General features: G+C 70.9%; 22 protein-coding genes. 13 read left to right on the top strand and 9 right to left on the bottom strand.

The features are described 5' to 3' along the window. The 3 genes from secF to HNR30_RS32445 all read left to right on the top strand — a co-directional run bounded on the left by secF (window position 1) and on the right by HNR30_RS32445 (window position 3,951). On the top strand, window positions 1–996 hold the full coding sequence (secF, locus tag HNR30_RS32435; RefSeq protein WP_181613835.1) for a protein translocase subunit SecF: 996 nt from the start codon (window positions 1–3) through the stop codon (window positions 994–996). A gap of 102 nt (window positions 997–1,098) precedes the next feature. After that, entirely contained in the window at window positions 1,099–1,605 is a 507-nt protein-coding gene (locus tag HNR30_RS32440) for an adenine phosphoribosyltransferase (protein ID WP_181613836.1), read from the top strand. Between the two features lie 159 nt (window positions 1,606–1,764). Then, window positions 1,765–3,951: a RelA/SpoT family protein gene (locus tag HNR30_RS32445; RefSeq protein WP_181613837.1), complete on the top strand. Its 2,187-nt coding sequence runs from the start codon at window positions 1,765–1,767 to the stop codon at window positions 3,949–3,951. A gap of 73 nt (window positions 3,952–4,024) precedes the next feature. Here HNR30_RS32445 and HNR30_RS32450 read toward each other — a convergent pair whose 3' ends face one another. After that, on the bottom strand, window positions 4,025–4,750 hold the full coding sequence (locus HNR30_RS32450; RefSeq protein ID WP_220134177.1) for an aspartate/glutamate racemase family protein: 726 nt from the start codon (window positions 4,748–4,750) through the stop codon (window positions 4,025–4,027). Between the two features lie 132 nt (window positions 4,751–4,882). Between HNR30_RS32450 and HNR30_RS32455 the strand changes: the two genes are divergently transcribed. Beyond that, entirely contained in the window at window positions 4,883–5,446 is a 564-nt protein-coding gene (locus tag HNR30_RS32455) for an XRE family transcriptional regulator (RefSeq protein WP_181613838.1), read from the top strand. On the opposite strand, the gene HNR30_RS32460 is transcribed toward HNR30_RS32455, so the two are convergent. Genes HNR30_RS32460 through HNR30_RS32470 form a run of 3 tightly spaced genes read right to left on the bottom strand, consistent with a single transcriptional unit; the run spans window position 5,437 to window position 9,250 of the window. Beyond that, complete coding sequence (locus HNR30_RS32460; RefSeq protein WP_181613839.1) at window positions 5,437–6,210, bottom strand: SAM-dependent methyltransferase; 774 nt, start codon at window positions 6,208–6,210, stop codon at window positions 5,437–5,439. The genes HNR30_RS32455 and HNR30_RS32460 overlap by 10 nt on opposite strands. Window positions 6,211–6,256: 46 nt before the next feature. Then, window positions 6,257–7,342 (bottom strand): cupin domain-containing protein, encoded by a 1,086-nt coding sequence (locus HNR30_RS48420; RefSeq protein ID WP_246379630.1) that lies wholly within the window; start codon window positions 7,340–7,342, stop codon window positions 6,257–6,259. A 9-nt stretch (window positions 7,343–7,351) separates the two neighbouring features. Next, complete coding sequence (locus tag HNR30_RS32470) at window positions 7,352–9,250, bottom strand: family 10 glycosylhydrolase (RefSeq protein ID WP_246379631.1); 1,899 nt, start codon at window positions 9,248–9,250, stop codon at window positions 7,352–7,354. A 96-nt stretch (window positions 9,251–9,346) separates the two neighbouring features. Here HNR30_RS32470 and HNR30_RS32475 point away from each other — a divergent pair, with 96 nt between their 5' ends. Next, window positions 9,347–10,360, top strand: a complete 1,014-nt coding sequence (locus HNR30_RS32475) for a hypothetical protein (protein WP_181613840.1) — start codon at window positions 9,347–9,349, stop codon at window positions 10,358–10,360. A 1-nt stretch (window position 10,361) separates the two neighbouring features. Beyond that, complete coding sequence (locus HNR30_RS32480; RefSeq protein WP_220134179.1) at window positions 10,362–10,613, top strand: LapA family protein; 252 nt, start codon at window positions 10,362–10,364, stop codon at window positions 10,611–10,613. Between the two features lie 58 nt (window positions 10,614–10,671). On the opposite strand, the gene HNR30_RS32485 is transcribed toward HNR30_RS32480, so the two are convergent. Both HNR30_RS32485 and HNR30_RS32490 read right to left on the bottom strand, forming a co-directional pair. Next, complete coding sequence (locus tag HNR30_RS32485; protein ID WP_181613841.1) at window positions 10,672–11,922, bottom strand: DUF349 domain-containing protein; 1,251 nt, start codon at window positions 11,920–11,922, stop codon at window positions 10,672–10,674. Between the two features lie 18 nt (window positions 11,923–11,940). After that, window positions 11,941–12,810 (bottom strand): peptidylprolyl isomerase, encoded by an 870-nt coding sequence (locus HNR30_RS32490; protein ID WP_312894795.1) that lies wholly within the window; start codon window positions 12,808–12,810, stop codon window positions 11,941–11,943. 125 nt (window positions 12,811–12,935) lie between these two features. On the opposite strand from HNR30_RS32490, the gene HNR30_RS32495 reads away from it, so the two are divergent. Genes HNR30_RS32495 through aspS form a run of 3 tightly spaced genes read left to right on the top strand, consistent with a single transcriptional unit; the run spans window position 12,936 to window position 16,594 of the window. After that, the gene (locus tag HNR30_RS32495; protein ID WP_181613842.1) at window positions 12,936–13,607 is read left to right on the top strand and encodes an MBL fold metallo-hydrolase; all 672 of its coding nucleotides are present in this window, start codon (window positions 12,936–12,938) and stop codon (window positions 13,605–13,607) included. After that, a complete protein-coding gene (hisS, locus tag HNR30_RS32500; RefSeq protein ID WP_181613843.1) occupies window positions 13,608–14,867 on the top strand; it encodes a histidine--tRNA ligase in 1,260 nt (419 codons plus the stop codon). Further along, on the top strand, window positions 14,864–16,594 hold the full coding sequence (gene aspS, locus HNR30_RS32505; protein ID WP_181613844.1) for an aspartate--tRNA ligase: 1,731 nt from the start codon (window positions 14,864–14,866) through the stop codon (window positions 16,592–16,594). Before hisS ends, aspS begins: the two co-directional genes overlap by 4 nt. 21 nt (window positions 16,595–16,615) lie before the next feature. Here aspS and HNR30_RS32510 read toward each other — a convergent pair whose 3' ends face one another. Beyond that, the gene (locus HNR30_RS32510; RefSeq protein ID WP_181613845.1) at window positions 16,616–17,977 is read right to left on the bottom strand and encodes a serine/threonine-protein kinase; all 1,362 of its coding nucleotides are present in this window, start codon (window positions 17,975–17,977) and stop codon (window positions 16,616–16,618) included. Window positions 17,978–18,025: 48 nt separating this feature from the next. Between HNR30_RS32510 and HNR30_RS32515 the strand changes: the two genes are divergently transcribed. Next, the gene (locus HNR30_RS32515) at window positions 18,026–20,743 is read left to right on the top strand and encodes a DEAD/DEAH box helicase family protein (RefSeq protein ID WP_181613846.1); all 2,718 of its coding nucleotides are present in this window, start codon (window positions 18,026–18,028) and stop codon (window positions 20,741–20,743) included. On the opposite strand, the gene HNR30_RS32520 is transcribed toward HNR30_RS32515, so the two are convergent. Both HNR30_RS32520 and HNR30_RS32525 read right to left on the bottom strand, forming a co-directional pair. Further along, window positions 20,724–21,926 carry a cytochrome P450 family protein gene (locus tag HNR30_RS32520; protein WP_181613847.1) on the bottom strand — a complete coding sequence of 401 codons (1,203 nt, stop codon included), beginning with the start codon at window positions 21,924–21,926 and terminating at the stop codon, window positions 20,724–20,726. The genes HNR30_RS32515 and HNR30_RS32520 overlap by 20 nt on opposite strands. 16 nt (window positions 21,927–21,942) lie before the next feature. After that, window positions 21,943–22,860, bottom strand: coding sequence for a peptidylprolyl isomerase (locus HNR30_RS32525; RefSeq protein WP_181613848.1), 918 nt, complete (start codon window positions 22,858–22,860; stop codon window positions 21,943–21,945). Window positions 22,861–23,015: 155 nt separating this feature from the next. On the opposite strand from HNR30_RS32525, the gene HNR30_RS32530 reads away from it, so the two are divergent. The 3 genes from HNR30_RS32530 to HNR30_RS32540 all read left to right on the top strand — a co-directional run bounded on the left by HNR30_RS32530 (window position 23,016) and on the right by HNR30_RS32540 (window position 25,159). After that, window positions 23,016–23,462: a DUF2231 domain-containing protein gene (locus HNR30_RS32530; protein ID WP_181613849.1), complete on the top strand. Its 447-nt coding sequence runs from the start codon at window positions 23,016–23,018 to the stop codon at window positions 23,460–23,462. A gap of 69 nt (window positions 23,463–23,531) precedes the next feature. Continuing rightward, entirely contained in the window at window positions 23,532–24,773 is a 1,242-nt protein-coding gene (locus HNR30_RS32535) for a replication-associated recombination protein A (RefSeq protein ID WP_246379853.1), read from the top strand. Further along, on the top strand, window positions 24,773–25,159 hold the full coding sequence (locus HNR30_RS32540) for a VOC family protein (protein ID WP_181613851.1): 387 nt from the start codon (window positions 24,773–24,775) through the stop codon (window positions 25,157–25,159). The genes HNR30_RS32535 and HNR30_RS32540 overlap by 1 nt, the downstream gene beginning before the upstream one ends. Window positions 25,160–25,167: the final 8 nt, after the last annotated feature.

Genomic DNA, 25,167 nt, shown 5'->3' on the forward strand with positions numbered 1-25,167 from the left:
ATGGGACTCGCGAGTCGCCTCTACCGCGGCGAGATCGACGTCGACTTCGTCGGCAAGCGCAAGCTCTGGTACGGCCTGTCGGCCTTCCTGCTCGCCATTTCGATCGTGGGCATCGTGTTCAACGGCCTCAACCTGGGTGTCGAGTTCACGGGCGGTTCCGTCTTCACCTTCAAGACCGGGCAGCCCGCCACGGTCGAGCAGGTGCGAGCCACCTTCAGCGAGGAGGGCGTGCACCAGCCGATCGTCCAGCAGGCCGGTGACGGCTGGCGGGTCACCACCGAGACCCTCGACGCCAACCAGACCGACCAGATCAGCCAGGCGATCGTCCAGCAGTACCAGGTCGCGCCGAAGGACATCAGCAACGACCTGATCGGCGCCTCCTGGGGCGGCGAGGTCGCCACCAAGGCCTGGATCGGCCTCGGGGTCTTCATGCTGGCGATCATCCTCTACCTGAGCATGGCGTTCGAGCCGAAGATGGCCCTGGCGGCCATCGTGGCGCTCATCCACGACCTGGTGATCACCGCCGGCGTCTACGCCTGGTCGGGCTTCGAGGTCACCCCGGCGACCCTGCTGGGCTTCCTCACCATCCTGGGCTATTCGCTCTACGACGCGGTCGTGGTCTTCGACATGATCAAGGAGGTCACCGCCAAGCTCGGCACGACCTCCAAGAAGACCTACACCCAGGCCGCCAACGACGCCCTCAACCACACGCTGATCCGGTCGCTGAACACCTCGCTGGTGGCCATCCTGCCGGTCGCGGCGATCCTGTTCATCGGCACCACCTTCCTGGGTGCGGGCACGCTGAAGGACCTGTCGCTGGCCCTGTTCGTGGGCATGATCGTCGGCACCTACTCCTCGCTGTGCGTGGCCACGCCGCTGCTGGTCACCCTCAAGGAGCGGGAGCCGAAGTACCAGGCGATCGCTCGCCGTCTGGCCGCCACCCAGGGCGGCGGGAAGGCCAAGGGCGGCAAGAGCGCCGCCGTGGCCAAGAGCTAGACACCGCTTCGACCGGCGCGCCTCCGTCCCCGATCATGGGGACGGAGGCGCTGCGGTTTCACGAGCCCGACCGCGTGCCGTACGACAGACTTGGAGACGTAGATGAGCTGGCAGGACCTGATCCGGGACGTGCAGGACTATCCGCAGCCGGGCGTGCTGTTCAAGGACATCACCCCCGTGCTGGCCGATCCCGGGGCCTTCGCCGAGGTGGTCGAGGAGCTGGGCGCGCTGTTCGACGAGGCCGACAAGGTCGTCGGCATCGAGGCGCGCGGGTTCATCCTCGCCGCGCCCGTCGCCTACAACATCGGCGCGGGATTCGTGCCAGTGAGAAAGAAGGGCAAACTGCCCGCCGAAACCCTGGAGGAGTCCTACGATCTGGAGTACGGCTCCGCGACCATCGAGGTCCACAGCGACGCCTTCCGACCGGGGGATCGTGTGGTGATCGTCGATGACGTGCTGGCCACGGGGGGAACGGCCGCGGCGGCCGTGGAACTCGTGAAAAGGGCGGGGGCCGAAGTGACCGGAGTGGCCGTGCTCATGGAGCTGTCGTTCCTCAAGGGACGCGAGCGGTTGCCCGGAGTCGACCTCCGATCCCTGGTGACTGTCTGACGCTGGCTACACTGGGGGATCTGGACTCGGACGTGAGGAGTCTGTGTGCCCCGTGATGTGGCCGTAGACAGCGCGGCGAATGCCGAAACCGCCAACCAGGCGGCGCCGGCGGGCAGTCCTGCGTCGTCGTCGCGTCGTCGGAGGTTTGGGGGTGGGGCCATGAGCCAGGTGCTGGAACCGTTGTTCCGCACGGTCAGGGCGACCCATCCCAAGGCCGACCTGCGCCTGATCCAGCGCGCCTACGAGGTCGCGGCCCACCATCACCGCGACCAGAAGCGCAAGAGCGGCGATCCCTACATCACCCACCCGCTGGCCGTGGCGACGATCCTGGCCGAGCTGGGCACCGACGACGAGACCCTGTGCGCGGCGCTGCTGCACGACACGGTCGAGGACACCGCCTACAGCCTCGACGAGCTGCGCGCCGACTTCGGTGACAAGATCGCGCTGCTGGTCGACGGCGTCACCAAGCTCGACAAGGTCAAGTTCGGCGACGCCGCCCAGGCCGAGACGGTGCGCAAGATGGTCGTGGCCATGTCGCGCGACATCCGCGTGCTGGTCATCAAGCTGGCCGACCGGCTCCACAACATGCGCACCATGCGCTACCTGCCCGAGCACAAGCGCCACCAGAAGTCGCGCGAGACGCTGGAGATCTTCGCTCCGCTCGCCCACCGCCTAGGCATGAACACCATCAAGTGGGAGCTGGAAGACCTCGCCTTCGCGATGCTCTACCCCAAGCGCTACGACGAGATCGCCCGCATGGTCAGCGAGCGGGCGCCGCGCCGCGACCTGTTCCTGCAGGAGGTCATCGAGAAGGTCTCCGCCGACCTGCGCGAGGCGCGCATCCGCGCCGAGGTCAAGGGACGTCCCAAGCACTACTACTCCGTCTACCAGAAGATGATCGCCCGCGACGTCGCCTTCGACGACATCTACGACCTGGTCGGCATCCGGGTCCTGGTCGAGTCGGTGCGCGACTGCTATGCGGCGCTCGGAACGATCCACGCGCGATGGAATCCTGTGCCCGGCAGGTTCAAGGACTACATCGCGATGCCCAAGTTCAACATGTACCAGTCGCTGCACACCACGGTGATCGGTCCCGAGGGCAAGCCGGTCGAGCTGCAGATCCGCACCCACGGCATGCACCACAGGGCCGAGTACGGCGTGGCGGCGCACTGGAAGTACAAGGAGGAGGTCGGCGCGGGCCCCTCCGGCAAGGTCAAGCAGGGCAACGACATGGCGTGGCTGCGCCAGCTGCTCGACTGGCAGAAGGAGACCTCCGACCCCGGCGAGTTCCTCGAGTCGCTCCGCTTCGACCTGTCGGTCTCGGAGGTCTACGTCTTCACGCCGAAGGGCACGGTCATCGCCCTGCCCGAGGGCGCGACCCCGGTCGACTTCGCCTACGCCGTCCACACCGAGGTCGGCCACCGCTGCATCGGCGCGCGGGTCAACGGCCGCCTGGTGCCGCTGGAGAGCCGTCTGGGCAACGGCGACACCGTCGAGATCTTCACCTCCAAGTCGCCCGACGCCGGGCCGAGCCGCGACTGGCTGAAGTTCGTCAAGTCGGGCCGGGCGCGCAACAAGATCCGGCAGTGGTTCTCCAAGGAGCGCCGCGAGACCGCGATCGAGGGCGGCAAGGAAGCGATCGGCCGCGCCATGCGTAAGCAGGGGCTGCCGCTGCAGCGACTGATGTCGGGCGAGTCGCTGCTGGCCCTGGCCCGCGACCTGCGCTACCCCGACGTGTCGTCGCTCTACGCCGCCGTCGGCGAGGGCCACGTCTCGGCCCAGGCGGTCGTGCAGAAGCTCGTGGCCTCCATCGGCGGCCTCGAGAGCGCCGAGGAAGACCTGTCCGAGACCGCGCTGCCCACGCGCCTCAAGGGCCGTCCCAGGGGCGGCGGCGCGGGTGTCGTCGTGGCGGGCGACGGCGACGTCTGGGTACGGCTGAGCAAGTGCTGCACCCCGGTGCCCGGCGACGAGATCGTCGGCTTCGTCACCCGCGGCCACGGCGTGTCGGTGCACCGCGCCGACTGCACGAACGTGCAGCAGCTGAAGGAGCAGCCCGACCGCCTGGTGGAGGTCAGCTGGTCGCCCAGCGAAGACTCGGTGTTCCTGGTGGCCATCCAGGTGGAGGCGCTCGACCGGCCCCGCCTGCTGTCCGACGTGACCAGGACCCTGTCCGACCAGCACGTCAACATCCTGTCGGCGTCGGTGACGACCTCGCGCGACCGGGTGGCGATCAGCAAGTTCACCTTCGAGATGGGCGATCCCAAGCACCTGGGCCACGTGCTCAAGGCGGTGCGCAGCATCCAGGGCGTGTTCGACGTCTACCGGGTCAGCGGCGCGGGCAGCTGACCCGGGACCGGCCCGGTCCCGGCGGCTCGTCCTGGTCCTGGCTCGTCCCTGGGCCCGGCCCGGTCCTCTCTGCCTACGGGCGCGTGTAGCCCGACAGCAGCCCGGTGTACTTCTTGGCCGGAGGCGTGCCGTACTCCAGCCGTTTGCTGGTGCGCAGCCCGAGGGCGGCGAGGCCCTCGGCGAGCTTGACCGCGGCGGTGACGCCGTCGATGACGGGGATGCCGATCTCGAGCGAGATCTCGTGGCAGAAGTCGGCCATGCCCGCGCAGCCCAGCACGACCGAGTCGCAGCCGTCGCGCTCCATCGTGGCGCGGCAGGCCTGCACGACGGCTTTGCGGGCGCCGGGCGACTCCAGGTCGAGCACGGGGATCTCGCAGGCGTGGATGCCCAGGCAGGCCTGCGAGAAGCCGTACCTGTGCATCAGGTCGAGCGCGCGCCCCGCCGTACGGGACAAGGTGGTGACGACGCTGAAGCTGCGGCCGACGAGTGTCGCGGTGTGCATGGCCGCCTCGGCGATGCCGATGACCGGGGCGGCGGCCAGTTCGCGGGCGGCGTCGAGCCCCGGGTCGCCGAAGCAGGCGACGACGAACCCGTCGGCGCCGGGGTGCAGGGCGATCTGTTCGAGCAGGCCGGGCACGGCCAGCGCCTCGTCGTAGTGGGACTCGATCGAGGCGGGCCCCATGGTGGGGTTGACGGCGACGACGGTGGTGCCGGACGCCGCGACCGCCCGGGCGGCCTGACCGATGGCCTCGGTCATGCTCCGGGCGGTGTTGGGGTTGATCACGCAGATCAGGGTCACGCGGGAATCCTTGGAGAGCGTCGTTCGAGCGTGGCCGGGGACGGACGGCTGCTGGGGTAGTTTCAACCATGTCGCTTCCCAGGGTGTGAAGCGATAGCTTAACACGAGGCGTTCGCGTGAAGGTTGTGTCACATGGCGGAAGAGCAGGACCTCGGGCGGCGGCTGCGCGAGCTGCGCGAGCGTTCCGGGCTCTCGCTCAGGGCGGTCGCGCGCGAGATGGGCATCTCGCCCAGCGCCGTCTCGCAGATGGAGCGCGGCAGGATGCGCCCGTCCGTCAGCCGGTTGATCGCCTACGTGGGAGCCATCGGGGCGCCTCTGGCGGCGGTGTTCGACCACGCCGGCGAGGTCGCGAAGGCGGAGCTGTTCGCGGTGCGCCGCTCATGGGAGGCCGAGCCGATCGAGCTCGGCGGAGGGGTGAGCTTCCGGCGGTTGTCGCCGGTGCCGGTCCCGGGCGTGGAGTTCTTCGAGTCGACCTATCCCAGCGGCGCCGTCTCCACGGCGCACCGGGAACTGCTCAGGCACGAGGGCTACGAGGTCGGCTCGGTCAGCAGGGGTGAGCTCACCATCGAGTTCGAGAACGAGACGGTGGTGCTGGCGGCAGGAGACTCGGTCACCTTCCCCTGCCACCGCCCGCACATGATCAGCAACCGGTCACCCGAGACCGCGGTGGCCACCTGGCTGATCGTTCACACCTGAGGCTTGCGCCCGACCGCCACCAGGTGGTGATCGCCGCCCATCAGCTCGGGCGGCGACTCGGGACGCCACTCCTTGTTGTTGACGATGCCGGGCTCCAGCAGTTCGAGCCCGGCCACATAACGCTCGAACTGCGGCCTGGTGCGCGCGGTGAAGGGCGCGGAGGAGCGCTGGTAGACGGCGCTGACCCCGGGCGCGCTCGAAGGGCGCAGATCGGGAGCCACATGGGTGAGCACCAGGTAGCTCCCGGCGGGCAGGCGGTCCAGCAGCCGCCTGACGATGCCGGCGGGATCCTCCTCGTCGGAGATGAAGTGCAGCACCGAGACCACCAGCACCGCGACCGGACGGGTGGGATCGAGCACCTCCAGCGCGTGATCCACCACCTTCTCCGGCTCGCGCAGGTCGCCGGGCTGCACCCAGACGCGCTTGTGGGTCTGCAGCAGCGCACGCGCGTGGGCCAGGACCACCGGATCGTTGTCGACGTAGACCACGGAGGCGTCTCCCGCGGCCTCGTGCACGTGGCCTTGCGTCGGCAGCCCTGAGCCGATGTCGACGAACTGGTCCACGCCGAGCTCACGCAGCGCGGTCACGGCCCTGCGCAGGAAGGCGCGCGAGTTCACGGCGCCTTCGCGGATCTCGGGGACCAGCTCCAGCGCGCGGTCGGCGGCCTGCCGATCGGCTTCGAAATGATCCTTGCCGCCCAGGTAGTAGTCGTACATCCGGGCGACGTTCGGGATCGACGTGTTGACAGCAGCGGGGGGTTGCATGATTCCTCCTGGGCTGCACCATAGACGATCTTTGCCCGGCTTGCGGTCATTCGGGAAATTGAGGTGACCGGAGCGCACCAGGAGGCGGCAACCGGAGCTCGGGCAGGTTGACCACGATCGCCTCCGGCGTGCTGCGCGCGATGACGACGAGCGCCTCGCCGTCTGGCGAGGGGTTCTCCTCGCGGTGAGGCACGTACGGCGGGACGAAGACGTAGTCGCCGGGACCGGTGTCGATCCGCCCGTCGGCGAAGACGAACGACGGGTTCCCGCGCACCACGAAGATCGCGGTCTCGGAGTGGCCGTGATGGTGGTCGGCCGAGGCGGTGGCGGGGGCGACCAGGGTCTGGCCCATCCACAGGTGGCCCGCCCCGGCGATCGCCGCCAGGCGGTGCATGCCGGAGCTCTGGGCCGTCTCCGAGCTGAGCGCCGACGGCGTGACGTGCAGCAGCCGCTGGTGGAAGGGGTCGCCGTCGGCGTGGTAGCCCTCCCAGAGCCGCCCGCCCGTCTCCTCCACCACCCGCGTGGCCACCGCCATCAACCGGGCGGGGTCGCCGTGCGCCGCCACGAGCTCCCCGGCCAGGGCGTCGTCGGCCGAGCGCAGCTCGCGCATCAGCCACTTGCCCCTGCCCTCCCAGCGCCCCAGCGAGGCCAGCCTGAGCCGGGCCACGGCCTCGACGACCGTCGAGCGGATCATCATGAGCTCGCCGGGGTCCTTCGCCCCCGCCAGGTCGTCGATCAGGTCCGCCAGGCCGTACCTGAGCCTGTCGAGGCCGGGGGAGGGGCCGGGCCCCGCCGCCAGCCGCGCGGCGAGCGCGCTCTGCAGCGACGGGGCCGTGCCGAGCCGGTCGACCAGGACGGTGCCGTGCCCGCACATCCGCGGCAGGCTGGGCCGCCTGCGCGCGAACTCCCGCTCCAGGTAGGCGTGGAGGCTGAGCTCGCCGTGGACGAACAGCTCCACGGGCGTGCCACGCCACCGCAGGGACTCCCGGTACGGCACGGCCAGGTCGGGCAGCACCACCACGACGTCGAGGTCGGAGGTGGGGGTGCGGGCCTCGTTGGCCGCCAGGAAGGCCTGCAGCGCCTGCGGGAAGCGCGACGCTACGAGCGCGCGGGCATCGGTCACCGGATCCATGAGGTCACGCTAGCCCGTCGCGGTGATTCGTACGGCGTCGGCGATCACGTACCCGGTCGTGGAGGTCCACCGGCTCACCCCGACGACGTTGCCGGAGCCCGCGGCGAGGGTGAAGGTCCCCAGCACGCGCCACTGACCGCCGCCGGTGCGCTGGTCGACGGTGACGGTGCGGTTGCCGGTGGAGGTGACCACGATGTACGGCGTGGCGCTGTTGTAACCGGAGTTGGCCGGATACCAGACCTCCACCCGGTAGCTGCCGGCGGCGGGGACGGCCGCCTGGAACCAGGCGGGATCGCTGACGGCCTGGGGCTCGGCGAAGCGGTAGTCGGCGCCGTAACGCTGCGTGGAGTACGACGAGCTGCCCCAGGCCGAGCCCGCCGCCGGAGCGTCCAGGACGGCGCTGTAGGCCCCGCCGCCGGCCGTCCTGCCCGCGCTCACGGGGCTCTCGTGCTCGTTCCTGTCGAGCGCGGAGACGTAGTAGGTGGCGCCGGCCGGCGCGGAGGCGTCGAGGTAGGAGGTCGAGGAGGTGACGGCGACGAGGTTGCGCCCGTCGTGGAAGGAGCACGCGTCGGCGGCGGCGCTCAGCCGGTAGACGGCGTAGGTGGTGCCGGACCCCTGCCAGCTCAGGCTCACGCCGTTGGATCCGCGCATGGCGGCCGTGATGGTGGGGGCGGCGGGGCCGGAGGAGGCGCGGAAGGCGGGCAGCAGGGCCGGCCTGCTGTAGTGGCCGGAGACGACGCGGGTCATGCTGCCGATGCGGTCGTCGCGCACGTCCTTGGCGCTGAAGTAGACGTCGCCCGTCACCTGGGGATGGGCGCGGTTGACGGTCAGGTGGTCGCTGAGCTCGGCCGGGTCCTGCCAGGCGGCGTCCTGGCCGGAGGCGCCCGCCCGGTAGGCGGCCTGGCCGACGTAGAGCTGCACCGCCGTCCCCGAGACCTGCTGGGCCCACCAGGCGGTCAGCTTGGTGTAGTCGGCGGCGGCGAAGCCGATGTGCCAGTAGAGCTGGGGCACGATGTAGTCGATCCAGTTCTGCTTCACCCACTGCCGCGAGTCGGCGTAGATGGCGTCGTAGGACTGCAGGCCCGAGGTCTGCGAGCCGAGCGGGTCGGTCGAGGCGTTGCGCCAGATCCCGAAGGGGCTCACCCCGAATCGCACGTGCGCCTTGGCGGAGCGGATGCGCGCGCCGAGCTCCTGGATGAGCTTGTCGACGTTGTCGCGCCTCCAGTCGTGGATGCTGGAGAAGCCGCCGCCGTACTGCGTGAACGTCGCCGAGTCCGGGATCGTCTGCCCGCTGACCGGATAGGGGTAGAAGTAGTCGTCGAGGTGCACGCCGTCGACGTCGTAGCGCGAGACGGCGTCCATGATGGCGTCCTGGATGAAGGCGCGCACCGCCGGGATGCCCGGGTTGTAGTAGAGCTTGCCGCCGTAGGCGAAGCGCCAGGAGGGGTTGCGCCGTGCCGGGTGGCTGGAGATCAGCTGCGAGGCGTCGTCGTGGTTGGCGATGCGGTACGGGTTGAACCAGGCGTGGAACTCCAGCCCGCGCGCGTGAGCCTCGGCGACCATGAAGGCCATGGGGTCGTAGCCGGGGTTGCCGCCCTGGGTGCCGGTCAGCCACTGCGACCAGGGCTCGTGGGGCGAGGGCCAGAACGCGTCGGCGGTGGGGCGGACCTGCACGACGACCGCGTTCATGCGGCGCTGCACGGCCACGTCGAGCCAGGCGCGGAACTCCGCCTGCTGGGCGGAGGCGCTCAGGCCGGTGCGGCTGGGCCAGTCGATGTTGGCGACGCTGGCCACCCACATGGCCCGCATCTGACGCTTGGGGGTCGCCGGGTCGGCCGTGCACGCGGCGGCCGCCGAGGCGTGGGGGATGATCATGAAGGGGAGCAGGAGGCATAACAGGCGCAACATGACTCTCATGGAAGGAAAGTTTCACTTTCCAGACGGGTAAGGCAAGAGTTTTCAACCCGCTTGACGTGCGGATCGGCGAAACCGCACATTGAAGAGATGACCGCCTCGGACGAACACCTGGAAAGCCAGCGGCTGGAAGTGGCGCTCATGGTCGCCGCCCTGCCCATCGTGGTGCTCGCCGACTCCCACCATCCCGCGTGGCTGGGCGAGTGCCAGTACTTCAACGAGCAACTGCGTCACCTCGAGATCGTGTACGGCGAGCTCGACGCGGTGATCCGCGTCGAACAGGCTCCCGACGCGCCCGTCTACGCCTTCCCGCCCTACGACTGGCCGGGCTGGAGCGCGGACGAGGAGGTGGAGGCGCTGCTCGACGGCCGCCTGGTCAAGGCGGTGCGGCGCAGGAGCGCCACCAGCTGGAAGCTGCGGCTGCTGGCCGCCTACGACGAGGACGCCGCCGCCCTGGTGACGCTGACCGGGTACGGCCCGCTGCCCGAGGTGCCGAAGCTGGTGACCAGGGCCGACCCGCTGCCGCTGATCCGCGAGCGCAACCGCCGCTGGGCCGCGCGCTGGCACGAGGTCCAGGAACAGATGCAGGCCGAGCTCCGCAAGACCACCCCCTATCCGGCCGCCTACCTCATGCTGGCCGACCTGGCGGTGCGCCGGGCACGCACGGCCAAGGAGCACGTCGAGCACCGCATCGAGTCGCGGCTGCGCGGCCGGCCGCCCGGACCGGGCTGGCGCAACCTGTGGCGCCTGGTGCGCTCCACGCAGGCGCAGCTGCGCGGTCAGAGCGAGGACGAGGCCAGCGCCGCCGTACGCTCGCTGGTCCAGCAGGCCCGCAGGCTCGCCGAGCAGGCGGCCTGGTTCGACGACGAGCGCCTGGCCGCGGCGGCCCTGCGCGAGACCGTCGAGTGGATGGCCCATCGCGCCGACGTCGACAGCCGCCCGGCCCAGGAGGCCTGGGAGGCCGTGCACGCCCACGAGTCCGCCCAGCCGCTGCTGGCCCTGACCGCGCCCGAGGGGGAGTGGTCGGCCGAGCGCGACCGGCTCACCCGCGGGTGGCTGCGCGCGTGGGCCGCGTGGGCTGTGAGTTATGGTGTGATCACATGACGTGATCAAGGGAGTGGGTGTCGTGGAGGGCATCGTCGCGAGGATCAAGAGCTGGCCGCCGCGAGTCTGGGTCGCCCTGGTGCTGCTGGCGCTGATCATCGTCTTCATCGTGCAGAACCGGCAGGACTCGGTCGTCCACCTGGTCTTCATCACGTTCACCGCGCCGATGTGGATCACTCTCGGCATCACGCTCGTGGTCGGCATCCTCATCGGCGCGCTGGCCGCCCGCCGCAGGAAAGGCTCCCGCGCATGACCGAAGCCGGGCCCCCTTGAGGGTGACCCGGCTTCGCGACGAGAACTCGGCTCTGAGCTCAGCTGAACTCGGCGAGCGTGCGCTCGGCCTCCTCCAGCCAGGAACGACGGGCCTCGATGGCCTCCTCGGCCTCCTTGACGTCCTTCGCCCGGCCGGCCGCCTGGGCCTTGGCCAGACGCGTCTCCAGCTGGGCGATCGACGAGCGCAGCTGGTCGACCGTCGACTGGGCGCGGGCGCGGGCCTCGGGGTTGGAGCGCTTCCACTCCGCTTCCTCGGCCTTGCGCACGGCGTCGTCGATCTTGCGCAGCCCGCCCTCGAGCCGGTCGCGCTGCTCGCGCGGCACCGGTCCGACCGCCTCCCAGCGCTCCAGGATGCCGCGCAGCGCCGCACGGGAGCCGCGCGCGTCGGAGACGGGGACGATCTTCTCGGCCTCGGCCAGCAGCTCCTCCTTCGCCGAGGCGTTGGCCGCCAGCGAGGCGTCACGCTCGGCGAACACCGCGGAACGGGCCTGGAAGAACTGGTCCTGGGCCGCCTTGAAGCGGTTCCACAGCTCGTCCTCGACCTCGCGCGAGGCCCGGCCGGCGCTCTTCCAGCGCTGCATGAGCTCGCGGTAGGCCGAGGCGGTGGCGCCCCAGTCGGTCGAGGCCGCCAGCTCCTCGGCCTCGGCCACGATGCGCTCCTTGGTGGAGCGCACGCCCTCACGCTGCTGGTCGAGCCCGGCGAAGTAGGCCTTGCGCCGCTTGGCGAACGCGGTGCGGGCGGCCGACAGGCGCTTCCACAGGGCGGCCTCGGTGACGCGGTCGGCGCGCTCGGCGGCCTTCCACTCCTCGACGAGCTGGCGCAGCCGCTCGCCGCCGGACTTCCAGTGGGTCGTCTCGTCGGCGATGCGCTCGGCCTCGTCGACGATGCGCTCCTTGACCGCCTTGGCCTCGGTGCGCGCCTGCTCGCGCGCCTGCTTGACCTCCTCGCGGCGCTTGCCGACCAGCTCGGTCAGCGCGTCGAGACGGCCGGTCAGCGCGGCGAGGTCGCCGACGGCGTGCGCCTCGGCGACCGCCTCGCGCAGCTTGACGATGCTCGACTCGGCCTGGGCGGGGGACAGGTCGGTGCCCTTGACCCGCTGCTCGAGCAGCTGCACCTGGCCGGCCAGCTCGTCGTACTTGCGGTGGAAGTACGCCAGAGCCTCCTCGGCCTCGCCGGCCTGCCAGGAGCCGACGGCCCGCTCCCCATCAGCCGTACGCACGTAGACGGTGCCGTCCTCGTCTACCCGGCCCCACGGGTCGGTGCTCACCGTGTCCTCCCGCACATTCATCGCCTATCCCTTAATACTTCAGGATGTTGTCACGTCTGTGAACTCGACGCTTTCCTTGGGCGCGCCGGTGCCGTCCTGGCCGGGTGTGATGACGCCCGCCTTGTTGACCTTGTCCAGAATGTCGAGGCCCTTGGTGATCGTACCGACAACCGTGTAGTCGGGGGTAAGACCGATGTCTCCGTAGACCAAGAAGAACTGGCTGCCCGTCGTGCCTGGCTGGCCGCCCTTGGCCATGGCCAGCACGCCGCGCTTGTAGGTCGCGCCCTCCAGGTTCTCCTCCGCCATGCGGAAGCCGGGGCTGCCCGCGCCGTCGGTCTCGCCCTTGCCGTCGGCCTTGGCCAGCGCGTCGCCGCACTGCAGCATCGGGAACTGGGCGCTGCCCAGCCGGTGGCACTTGCTGCCGTCGTAGTAGCCCTTCTCGGCCAGGAAGGCCAGGGCGTTGACGGTGCACGGAGCCTTGTCGGAGGCCAGCTTGACCTCGATCGGGCCCTGGTTGGTCTTGATCGTCATCTTGCCGGGAAGCTTCTTGACGTCGACCTTGGCCGGAGGCATGCCCACGTCCTTCACGGCCGGGCTCGACTCGTCGGCGACGTAGTCGCAGGTGCCCGTCGCGGCGTCGAAGGCCTTCGGCCCCGCGGCGACCGTCTCGCTCGTCGTCGGCATCGCGCTGGCGCTGGCGCTGGGGTCGGCGGCGGCCTCGGAGGCGCTGTCGCCCCCGCCCAGCAGGGCCGTGGCGGCCACGATTCCGCCCACGACCACGACCACGCCCACCGTGGATCCGATGACCGCGACCTTCTTGGCCTTCTGCTCGCGCTCGATGCGCCTGCGCATCTGCCGCTCGTGATGCTCGCGCGCCAGCTGCTTCTGGCGGTCCTTGCCCGTGGCCACCGGTGTGCCTCCTAGCTAGAAAATCGAGGTGGGCGAATCGTATCGGCCAATGGGTAATGGTTCGCAGCCCGGCGAGCCGCACCGGTACCCTTCGGTTACATTCCCATTGGCTTTTTGGACGTCAGATGCTCATCGCAGGCTTCCCCGCAGGGGCCTTTCAGACTAATTGCTACCTCGTAGCGCCGGGACCGGGACAGGAGTGCGTCATCGTCGATCCCGGTCAGGACGCCGTCGAGGGTGTCGATGAGCTGCTGAGGGAGCATCGCCTCAAGCCGGTCGCGGTCGTGCTCACCCACGGTCACCTCGATCACGTCTGGTCGGTCGCCCCGGTCTGCGGCGCGCGCGACATCCCGGCGTGGATCCACCCCGACGACCGCGAGATGCTCAGCGACCCCACCAAGGGCATCGGCACGCCGATCTTCGGCGACCTCACCCTGAGCGAGCCCGACGACGTGCGCGAGCTGACCGACGGCGCCGTGCTGAAGCTGGCCGGGCTGGAGCTCGTCGTGGACCACACCCCCGGCCATACCAAGGGGTCGGTGAGCTTCCGTCTGCCCGATGAGAAGATCATGTTCTCGGGTGACCTGCTGTTCGCCGGCTCCATCGGCCGCACTGACCTCCCGGGAGGCGACTACCCGACGATCCTGGACAGCCTGGCGACCAAGGTGTTGCCGCTGCCGGACGAGACGGTCGTCCTGCCGGGCCACGGACCACAGACCACGGTCGGCCGCGAGCGCGCCACGAATCCCTTCCTGAGGGAGGCGGCGCCGGGCGCGGCTCCGAAAAAGGGAATCTGAATGTCTTTCCAAGCACCAAAGGGCACCTTCGACTGGCTGCCTCCCCGTTCCGAGCGGGTGCTCGCCGTGCGCGAGGCCCTGGTCGCCCCGGTACGGCAGGCGGGCTACGGCTACGTCGAGACGCCCACCTTCGAGGACACCGAGCTGTTCAAGCGCGGCGTGGGCGAGTCGACCGACGTCGTCACCAAGGAGATGTACACCTTCGAGGACAAGGGCGGCCGTTCGCTGACCCTGCGCCCCGAGGGCACGGCCAGCGTCGTGCGCGCCGTGCTGCAGCACAGCCTGCACAACGGCAGGCTCCCGGTGAAGCTCTGGTACTCCGGCAGCCAGTACCGCTACGAGCGTGCCCAGCGGGGCCGCTACCGCCACTTCTGGCAGGTGGGCGCCGAGGCGCTGGGCGCCGAGGACCCGGCGCTCGACGCCGAGCTGATCGTGCTGGCCTGGCGCGGTTACGCCGACCTGGGGCTGCGCGACGTGACGCTGCTGCTGAACTCCCTCGGCGACAAGGAGTGCCGCCCGGCCTACCGCGCCGTCCTCGTCGAGTTCCTGCGCAAGCTCGACCTCGACGAGGCCACCCGCGCGCGCATCGACATCAACCCGCTGCGCGTCCTCGACGACGGCCGTCCCGAGGTCCAGGCGCAGCTCGCCGGCGCGCCGCTGGTCGTCGACCACCTGTGCGAGGCCTGCAAGGCCTACCACGAGGAGGTGCGCCTGCTGCTGAGCGACTCGGGCGTGCCCTTCACCGACGACCCCAAGCTGGTGCGCGGCCTCGACTACTACACCCGCACCACCTTCGAGTTCGTCCACGGAGGCGTGGGCTCGCAGGCCGCGATCGGCGGCGGCGGGCGCTACGACGGGCTCAGCGAGATGCTCGGCGGCCCTCCGCTCCCGAGTGTCGGCTGGGCTCTGGGCGTCGACCGCACCATCCTGGCCATGGAGGCCGAGGGCCTGCTCGATGATGAGAGCGACGCCCGCGTCCAGGTGTACGGTGTCCCGCTGGGATCCGATGCGCGCAGGCGTATGTTCCGGCTGGTCGAGGAGCTGCGCACCGCCGGCATCGGCACCGACATGGCCTTCGGCGGCCGGGGCGTCAAGGGCGCCATGAAGGGCGCCGACCGCTCGGGAGCGCGCTTCGCGCTGATCCTGGGCGAGCGTGACCTGGCGGCGCAGGCCGTCCAGGTGAAGGACCTGACCACCGCAGAGCAGACCGAGGTGCCGTTGGCCGAGGTCGTAGAGATCTTGAAGGGGAAGTTGCAGTGATCCGCACGCACACGGCGGGAAGCCTCCGCAAGGAGCACGCCGGGCAGCAGGTAACACTCGCGGGCTGGGTGGCACGCCGCCGCGACCACGGTGGCGTGGTCTTCATCGACCTGCGTGACGCCTCCGGCTCGGCGCAGGTGGTCTTCCGCGAGGAGGACTCCTCCCACGACCTGCGCTCGGAGTACTGCGTCAAGGTCGTCGGCGAGGTGCGCGTGCGCCCCGAGGGCAACGCCAACCCCGACCTGCCCACCGGCGAGATCGAGGTCGTCGCCACCGAGGTCGAGGTGCTCAGCGAGTCGGCGCCGCTGCCCTTCCCGATCGAGGGCAGCGCAGGCGTGTCGGAGGAGGCGCGGCTGAAGTACCGCTACCTCGACATCCGCCGCGAGAAGCTCGCCAAGGCCATGCGCACCCGTTCCAAGGCCACCTACCTCACCAACGAGGTCATGAACGAGGAGGGCTTCGTCTACGTCGAGACGCCGACCCTCACCCGTTCCACCCCGGAGGGCGCGCGCGACTTCCTGGTGCCGGTGCGCCTGCAGCCGGGCAACTGGTACGCCCTGCCGCAGTCGCCGCAGCTGTTCAAGCAGCTGCTGCAGGTGGCCGGCCTCGAGCGCTACTACCAACTGGCCAAGTGCTACCGCGACGAGGACCTGCGCGCCGACCGGCAGCCGGAGTTCACGCAGATCGACATCGAGATGTCCTTCGTCGACCAGGACGACGTCATCGCGGTCGGCGAGAAGCTCGTCAGCCGTCTCTGGAAGGAGACGATCGGCTACGGGATCCCCACGCCGATGCCGCGCATGACCTATGCCGACGCGATGGCCCGCTACGGCTCCGACAAGCCCGACCTGCGCTTCGGCCAGGAGCTCGTCGAGATGACCGACTACTTCTCCGGCACCACCTTCCGCGTCTTCCAGGCCGACTACGTCGGCGCGGTCGTCATGCCCGGCGGCGCCTCGCAGACCCGCAAGGAGCTCGACGGCTGGCAGGACTGGGCCAAGTCGCGCGGCGCCAAGGGCCTGGCCTACGTGCTGGTCCAGGAGGACGGCACGCTCGGCGGGCCGGTCGCCAAGAACCTCTCCGAGAACGAGCTGTCCGGCCTCGCCGCGCGCACCGGCGCCCGGCCCGGCGACGCGATCTTCTTCGCCGCCGGAGCCAAGGCCGCCTCGCGCGACCTGCTCGGCGCGGCCCGCCTCGAGATCGGCCGCCGCTGCGGCCTGATCGACGAGTCGCAGTGGTCGTTCCTCTGGGTCGTCGACGCCCCCATGTTCGAGGAGGACGGCGAGGGCGGCTGGACCGCGGTCCACCACCCCTTCACCGGTCCCAAGCCGGAGTGGTCCGACACCTTCCAGGACAACCCGGGCGAGGCTCTGGCCTACGCCTACGACATGGTCTGCAACGGCAACGAGATCGGCGGCGGCTCGATCCGTATCCACCGCGCCGAGATGCAGCAGCGGGTCTTCGACGTGCTGGGCATCTCCAAGCAGGAGGCCGAGAGCAAGTTCGGCTTCCTGCTCGAGGCGTTCAAGTACGGCCCGCCCCCGCACGGCGGCATCGCCTTCGGCTTCGACCGAGTCTGCGCGCTGCTGTCGGACGGCGAGTCGATCCGTGACGTGATCGCCTTCCCGAAGACCGCCTCCGGCTTCGACCCGCTCACCGGCGCGCCCACCCCCATCACGGTGGAGCAGCGCAAGGAGGCGGGCGTCGACGGCAGGCCCAAGGAGTAGCCGGTCGTCCCGGCGGGGGCCTCAGGGCTCCCGCCGGAACACCACGCGGAAGCGCGCGGCCAGCCACATCGCCCACAGCGTGATCGCGAGCAGCGTGCCGAAGACGTACCACGCCGACATGGCCCCCGCGAGCCAGGCCGCCGCCGCGGCGGCGTGGACCAGCCCCAGGAGCCAGGTCGCCGCCGCGAAGGACCTCGACCGCGACCAGAACAGCCCGCCCGCCGCCAGGTAGCACAGGGCACTGCCCGCCAGATCGAACTGGAGCACCGGCAGCGGCGCGACCTGGTCGAGGGCGTAGGCGTAGCCCAGCCCGATCGTCTCCGTGGCCACCGGCAGCGCCAGCGAGCCGAGCACCGCCCACGCGAGCACCGGGTTCTCCCGCCGTAAGGCCAGCCCCGCCAGCAGGAGCGGCAGCATCAGGGCCAGCGTCTGCAGCATCCACACGGCCGGGCCGATCAGCGCCCCGCTCAGCCACGGCACGCCGCTCAGGACGGCCGACAACATCGGTATCCCGGCCAGGGCCAGGGCCGCGAGCACCAGCCCGGTCCGCGCCACGGCCGCGGTCCGCTCGCTCACCACCATCGTCGCCCCGGCAGCACTGCCGGTCGCGCCCGCGGCCCCCAGCAGCTCGTGCGCCACCTGCTGCGCGGTCGGGCGCAGCTCGGGCCGCTTGGCCAGGCACGCGCCCACCACGCCGCGTAACGGCGGCGGCAACGCCGACAGGTCGGGCTGGTGGTGCAGCACCCGATGGAACACCGCGGGCACGCCGTCACCCCCGAACGCCGCCCGCCCGGTCGCGGCGAACACCATCGTCAGCCCCCACGCGAACACGTCGGCCGGCGCGCCCGCCCCCTCGCCGGCGACCTGCTCGGGCGCCATGTACGCGGGCGTGCCCACCAGCCCGCTGGTCGCCGTCGCGTCGATGGCCTTGGCGATGCCGAAGTCGATCACGCGGGGACCGTCGGGGCCGAGCAGCACGTTGGAGGGCTTGAAGTCGCGGTGCACGATCCCCGCGCGGTGGATCGCCGCCAGCGCCGCCGCGGTGCCGATCGCCAGCCGCCGCAGCGCGCCCGCGTCGCGCGGCCCGTCACGCGAGACGAGCTGCTGCAGCGACTCGCCCGGCACGTACTCGCTGACCACGTACGGCTGGCCGCCCTCGGCGCCGGCCTTCAGGACCCGGGCGGTGGAGAACTCCTCGACCCGCCGCGCCGCGGCCGCCTCCCGGACGAAACGCCCGCGCGCGTCGTCGTCGGCGATCAGGTGAGGATGCAGCACCTTGACCGCGACCGGGGTGCCGTCAGGGGAGCGGCCCAGGTAGACGGTGCCCTGACCGCCGTGTCCCAGCACGGACTCGAGCCGGTAGCCGCCTACACGATCGAGCATGACCCCGATGGTATGAGACAGGTTCGCGCCTGCCGTACGATCTGCCCCATGTTCGCGGAGCTGCGCCCGCCGTACGAGCTTCACAAGCACCAGATCCGGGCCCTTTCCGCCATCGAGTCCGCGTTCGCGGACGGGCGGCGCAGGGCGTGGGTCGTGCTGCCGCCGGGCGCGGGCAAGACGCTGACCGGGCTGGAGGCGGCGCGGCGGCTGGGCGAGCCGGCCGTGGCGTTCGGCCCCAACACCGCGATCCAGGGCCAGTGGATGCGCGAGTGGAGCCGCTTCGGCGGCACGGCGGGCTCCGACGTGGCGCTGAGCGCCCCGCTGACGGTCCTGACCTACCAGGCGCTGGCCAGCTTCGACCCCGAGGCCGAGGTGGCCGAGGAGGGCGGCGAGCGTTCCCACCTGGTACGGCTGCGCCCGCGCGGCCGCGAGCTGGTGGCCGCGCTCCAGGCCGCCGGTGACCTCACCCTCCTGCTCGACGAGTGCCACCACCTGCTCGACACCTGGGGCGAGCTGCTGGCCGAGGTCCTCGAACTGCTGCCGCGCGCCCGGGTGATCGGGCTGACCGCCACCCCGCCCGACCGGCTCACCGCCGTCCAGGCCGAGCTCGTCGAACGACTGTTCGGGCCGGTGATCCAGGGGCCTTCCATCCCGGCCGTGGTCCGCGACGCGCGCCTGGCCCCCTACGCCGAGCTCGCCTGGCTGACCGAGCCGACGCCGCGCGAGCAGGACTGGCTGGCCGCCGAGGCGGAGCGGTTCACCGAGCTGACCACCGACCTGCTCGACCCTGCCTTCGCCGACGTGCCGTTCCTGCACTGGCTGGAGCGGCGGCTGGTCAGGCGCGAGGTCGAGGGGCAGCAGGACGCCCTGCCGTGGGCCAGGCTGGAGCGCCACGAGCCCGAGCTGGCCAGGGCGGGCCTGCGTTTCCACTGCGCGGGCCTGCTCCCGCTGCCCGAGGGCGCCAGGATCCGCGAGGAGCACCGCCAGCCGCCCACCGCCGACGACTGGATCTGTCTGATCGGCGACTACGTGCGCCGCTGTCTGAGACCGCGCGGCCAGGCGGCGGCCGTGGAGGCCATCAGGGCGGCGCTGCCGTCGGTCGGCTACCAGCTGACCGCCCGCGGCGTACGGGCCGGGCGCTCGCCGATCGACCGCGTCGTGGCGCGCAGCGAGGCCAAGGTCCACGCCGTGGCCGAGATCCTCGCCGCCGAGCACGACAGCCTCGGCGACCGGATGCGCGGCCTGGTCGTGTGCGACCACGAGCGGGCCACCGCCACCCTGCCCGCCCGCCTGGCCGGCGTGCTCCACGAGCAGGCCGGTTCCGCACGCCTGGTCCTGGAGACCCTGGTCGCCGACAAGCGCACGGCCCTGCTGTCGCCGATGCTGGTCACCGGCAGGACCGTCGCCGCGGGCGCCGAGACCGCCCGCGCCTTCGCGGCCTTCTGCTCCGAGGAGTCGCTCCACCCCGTCGCGGGCGAGGGCGTCGTGGAGATCACCGGCTCGTGGAGCAGCCGCACGTGGGTGGCGCTGGCCACCCGCTTCCTGCAGGAGGGCGGCACCCAGGTGCTCATCGGCACCCGCGCGATGCTGGGGGAGGGCTGGGACGCCTCCTCCGTGAACACGCTGGTGGACCTGTCGGAGGCGACCACCGCCACCTCGGTCGTGCAGACCAGGGGCAGGGCGCTGCGCCTCGACCCGTCCTGGCCGGCCAAGGTGGCGCACACCTGGTCGGTGGTCTGCGTCAGCCGCGCGCGCCCCAAGGGCCTGGCCGACTGGGACAGGTTCGTGCGCAAGCACGACGGCTATCTCGGCATCACCGACAGCGGGGCGATCATGGCGGGGGTCGCGCACGTGCACCCGGAGCTCTCGCCGTACGGCCCGCCCGAGCAGTCGGCCTTCGACACGCTGAACGTCAGCATGCTGGAGCGCGCACGCGACCGCGGGCGGGTGCGCGAGCTGTGGCGCATCGGCACGCCGTACGAGGACATGCTGACCCACGTGCTGCGCGTCACCCCCGCCCGCCCGACCGCCGCGGAGACCGACGGATGGGCGCCGCCCACCTTCGTGCCGGCCGTGCATGGCATCGAGCCACGGCCCGATGACAACTCCTCGAAGGTGGCCGTCGCGACAGCGGGCGCACTGGCCAGTACGTCGTGGGTCCTCTTCGAGGCCGGCGTGGAGTGGGGGCTGGCCGGCCTTCCCCTGGCCGCCCTCGCGGGCTGGCGGGTGCGCTCGTGGCGGCGCGCCCGCGTGGGACGGATGGCGCTGGAGGAGGTGGCGGAACGGCTCGACCTGGCCCAGCTCGCCTACGCCCTGGCCGACACGCTGCGACGATGCGACCTGGCCGGCCGGGGCGCGGAGGCGGTGCGGGTGGAGCCCGACGGCAGCGGCTCCTACCAGGTCACACTCGCCGGAGTGCGCCCGGCCCAGTCGGCGCTGTTCAGCCGATCGCTCGACGAGCTGATCTCGCCGCCCGTGCGGCCGCGCTATCTCATCCCGCGCTACATCGTCACGCCGGGGCCACGGCAGGCGCTGGCACTCATGGCGGGCGAACCGGAGCCGAACGCCGTCGTCTACCACGCCGTCCCCGAAGCGCTGGCCGCCAACGGAGGACTGGCCCGCGTCTTCTCCACCGCCTGGAACACCTGGGTGAGCGCGGGCCGCGCCTTCTTCGCCGACAACCACAAGGGCGCCGCCCTGCTGCTGGCGCAGGGCGGCGGCTCGCCGCTGGACGTCTCGACGGCGCTCAGGCTGGCGTGGGAGTGAAACGGACCGGCAGTCCCGCCAGGCCGCGCACCACGGCGCCGCTGAGGCGCCACGACAGCTCCTCCTCCGGCACGTCGAGCTCGATGTGCGGCCGGTGGCGCAGCAGGGTCTCGAAGGCGATCTGACCCTCCAGGCGGGCCAGGGGAGCGCCCAGGCAGAAGTGCACGCCGTGGCCGAACGACAGGTGCCGGTTGTCCTCACGGGTCAGGTCGAGCCGGTCGGGCTCGGGGAAGGCCTTCGGGTCGCGGGCGGCGGCCCCCAGCGAGACGTGCACGAAAGAGCCCTTGGGCACGTGCGTGCCCGCCAGGTCCAGGTCTTCGACGGCGAAGCGGAAGGTGGCCCGCTCGACGGGGGCGTCGTAGCGCAGGAACTCCTCGACCGCCCTGGGCATCAGCTCGGGACGTTCGCGCAGCAGGGCGAGCTGGCCGGGATTGCGCAGCAGGGCCAGCATGCCGTTGCCGATGAGGTTGACCGTCGTCTCGTGACCGGCGATGAGCAGCAGCACGAGCGTCGACAACAGCTCCTGGTCGGTCAGCTCGCCCGCGGCGGCCAGGGCGCTGACCAGGTCGTCGGCGGGATCGGCGCGACGCTCGGCGATCGTGCGGGTGAAGTAGTCGCGCAGCGAGGCGTTGGCGACGGCCTGCCGCTCCTTGACCTCGTCGTCCATCGCGGGCTCCAGCAGGTCGCCCGTCCAGGTGCGGAAGTCGTCGCGGTCGGCGTCGGCGACGCCCAGCAGCTCGCAGATGACGATGATCGGCAGCGGGAAGGCGAAGGAGTCGATGAGGTCGGCCCTGCCGTCAGGGAGCGAGGCGGCCAGCTCGTCGGCGATCTGCTGGACCCGCGGGCGCATCAGCTCGACGCGGCGCGGGGTGAAACCGTTGCCGACCGCCTTGCGCAGCCTGGTGTGGTCGGGCGGGTCGGTGCTGAGCATGTTGCGCGCCAGCACCGGGTTGCCCGAGGTGACCACCTCGGCGAACCACGAGGGGCCGTTGGCCAGGTCCTTGGAGACCCGCGGATCGGTCAGGAGCGAGCGGCCGAGCTCGTAGTCGACGACCACGAAGGCCGAGCTGCCGGGAGGGAAGTCGACGGCGTGGACCGGGCCTCGCGCCCGGAGCCCCGCGTAGGCCCCGTAGGGGTCACGGCTGAACTCCGGGGACAGGAAGAACTCGAAAGGTAACGTCACACTCCAAGAGTGCACGCTACTTCGTGACGGTGACCTTCTCGATGACGATCGGATTCTTCGGAGCGGTCGATCCGCCGTCGCCGCCGATGTCCTGCGGGTTCTCGATGACGCCTTCCTTGAGCGCCGCGTCGATCCACTCCAGGCCCTTGGTGACCATGCCGATCGGCGTGTAGCCGGTGGGCAGAGCGCCGTTGGCGTCGTCGAGCGAGATCGCGAACTGGCTGCTGCTCATGTCCGTGCCCTCTTCCGGCTGGGTCAGGAAGACCACGCCCCGGGTGTACGGCATGGCGTCCACGGCCTCGTCGGGCACGAAGTAGCCGGCGGTGCCGGTGCCGTCGGTGGGGTTCTTGCCGTCGGCCTTGGCCGTCGGGTCGCCGCACTGCAGCAGCGCCACACCAGCCTGCTGGAGGCCGACCAGGCGGTGGCACTTGTTGCCCGCGTAGAAGTTCTTCTTGGCCAGGAAGGCCATGGAGTTGACCGAGCACGGGGTCAGCTCGGGATCCATCTCGATCTCGATGGCGCCCCGGTTGGTGGTGATCGTCAGCTTGTCGAGCGCCTTGACGTTCGCCTTCGCGGGCGGCATGCCCACGAACTTCTGCGGCACACCGGTGGTGTCCTTGGTGTACGTGCAGGACACCGGCCACGTCAGGGCCGAGGGCGACGCCGAGGGCTCGGCCGACGCCGACGGCTCGACGGGCAGCGACTGGCTCGCCTCGGGACTCATGGTGACCGGGGGCTGGACGGCGCTCGTGGTGCCGCCGCTGCTGTCGTTGGTCAGCGCGTACGCGGTCACGCCGCCACCCACGACGGCCAGCGCCACGATCGCACCGATGACGGCGTTGCGCTTGCCGTTGCCCTTGGCCGCGGCCTCACGCTGCTGCTGCCGTTCCTTGTGCTCCTGCGCCAGCTGGCTCTGGCGGTCCTCGCCGCTCACCGCATTCCTCCAGGTTTGCCAAGAGATGACCCAAACAACTCCGCGAATGCTACCGGTAGTTGATATGTGCTGGACGTAAGTGACGGAATGTAAACACTGTGACGGGAACCGGACCGCGACGGCATCCGTAAACACAGTGAGAACGGAGTGTGCCCATGTTCGACGAGATCCTCGGTCTGCCCGCCCACCCGCTGATCATCCACGCAGCGGTCGTCTTCACCCCCCTGCTCGCCCTCATGGGCGTGGTCTACGCCGTACTGCCTCGTTTCCAGCCCGCCACCGGCTGGGCGGTGGTGGCGCTGGCGGTGCTGGCGCCCGGCGCCGTCTTCGCCGCCCGGCAGAGCGGGCTGGCGCTCAAGCAGGCCCGGTTCGAGAGCGTCCAGGGCGACCTGGCGACCAAGATCGCGGCCCACGAGAGCTTCGCCAACCCCCTGCTGTACTCCACGATCGGGTTGGCCGTCTCGGCGCTGGCCATGGTCTTCGTGCCCAAGGGGGTGCCGAAGACCATCCTGTCCGTGACGACGGTCGTGCTGGCCGCCGTGGCCGGTTACTACGTGTTCCGGGCGGGTGACTCGGGGGCGCAGGCCGTCTGGGGCCTGTAGTCTCCGCTTGTGGATAGTCTGTTCGATTCGGCGGCTGAGGAGGCCACTCCGCAGCCGCTGGCGGTGCGCATGCGGCCCCGCTCCCTCGACGAGGTGATGGGCCAGCGCCACCTGCTCGGTCCCGGCACCCCGCTGCGCAGGCTGGTCGAGAGCGAGGCGCCGATGTCGCTGTTCCTGTGGGGACCGCCCGGCACCGGCAAGACCACCCTCGCCTACGTCGTCGCCGGGGTGACCAAGCGCCGCTTCGTGGAGATCTCGGCCGTCTCGGCGGGCGTCAAGGACGTACGAGCGGCCATCGAGAACGCCCGCCGCGAGCTGGGCATGTCCGGCCGCCAGACGGTGCTGTTCGTCGACGAGGTGCACCGCTTCAACAAGGCCCAGCAGGACGCCCTGCTGCCCGCCGTCGAGAACCGCTGGGTCACCTTCATCGGCGCCACCACCGAGAACCCCTTCTTCTCGGTCATCTCGCCGCTGCTGTCGCGCTCGCTCCTGCTGACCCTCGAGTCGCTGTCCGACGACGACATCAGAGGCGTGCTGAAGCGCGCGGTCACCGACGAGCGCGGCCTCGGCGGCCGCGCCACCCTGTCCGACGACGCCCTCGAGCATCTCGTACGGCTCGCGGGCGGCGACGCCCGCCGCTCGCTCACCTACCTCGAGGCCGCCGCCCTCCTGGCCGACGAGATCACCGTCGAGGTCGTCGAGAAGGCCGTCGACAAGGCGGCCGTGCGCTACGACCGCCAGGGCGACCAGCACTACGACGTCATCAGCGCCTTCATCAAGTCGATGCGCGGCTCCGACGCCGACGCCGCGCTCCACTACCTGGCCCGCATGATCGAGGCCGGCGAGGACCCCCGCTTCATCGCGCGCCGCGTCGTCATCTTCGCCTCCGAGGACGTCGGCCTGGCCGACCCCACCTGCCTCCAGACCGCCGTGGCCGCGGCCCAGGCCGTCCAGCTCATCGGCCTGCCCGAGGCGGGCATCAACCTGGCCCACGCGGTCATCCACTGCGCCACCGCGCCCAAGTCCAACGCCGTCGTCAAGGCCATCGGGGCCGCCCAGTCCGACGTGCGCAAGGGCCTCATCGGCCAGGTGCCCGGCCACCTGCGCGACGCGCACTATCCGGGCGCCGCCAAACTCGGCCACGGCGAGGGCTACAAGTATCCCCACGACTTCGACCACGGCCTCGTCCGGCAGGACTACGCGCCCGCCGAACTGCTCGACCGGCGCTACTACGAGCCGACCACCCACGGGGCCGAGAAACCGATCGCCGAGCGCTGGGCCAGGATCCGCGCCTTCCTGAGGGGCGAATGATGCTGCACCACGTCGAGATCTGGGTCCCGTCGCTCGACGCGAGCTGGGAATGGCTGCTCACGCGCCTGGGCTACACCGAGTACCAGCGCTTCGAGGGCGGCGTGTCCTACCTGCACGGCGACACCTACCTCGTCTTCGAGACCTCGCCCGCCATGACCCGCGAGCCGTACGACCGCATGCGGCCGGGCCTCAACCACCTGGCCTTCCACTGCGACGACGCCGAGGTGCTCGCCGAGGAGGCGCTCGGGCACGGCTGGCGGCTCATGTTCGCCGACCGTCACCCCTACGCGGGAGGTCCTGACTATCACGCGGCGTATTTGGAGAACGACGCGGGATTCGAAGTGGAACTCGTGAGCAGGCGACGCGATAGGGTCGTGAACTCCTAGCCGCCTAC

The organism is Nonomuraea soli, assembly GCF_013761175.1.
In the GTDB taxonomy this organism is placed as follows: Bacteria; Actinomycetota; Actinomycetes; order Streptosporangiales; family Streptosporangiaceae; genus Nonomuraea; species Nonomuraea soli.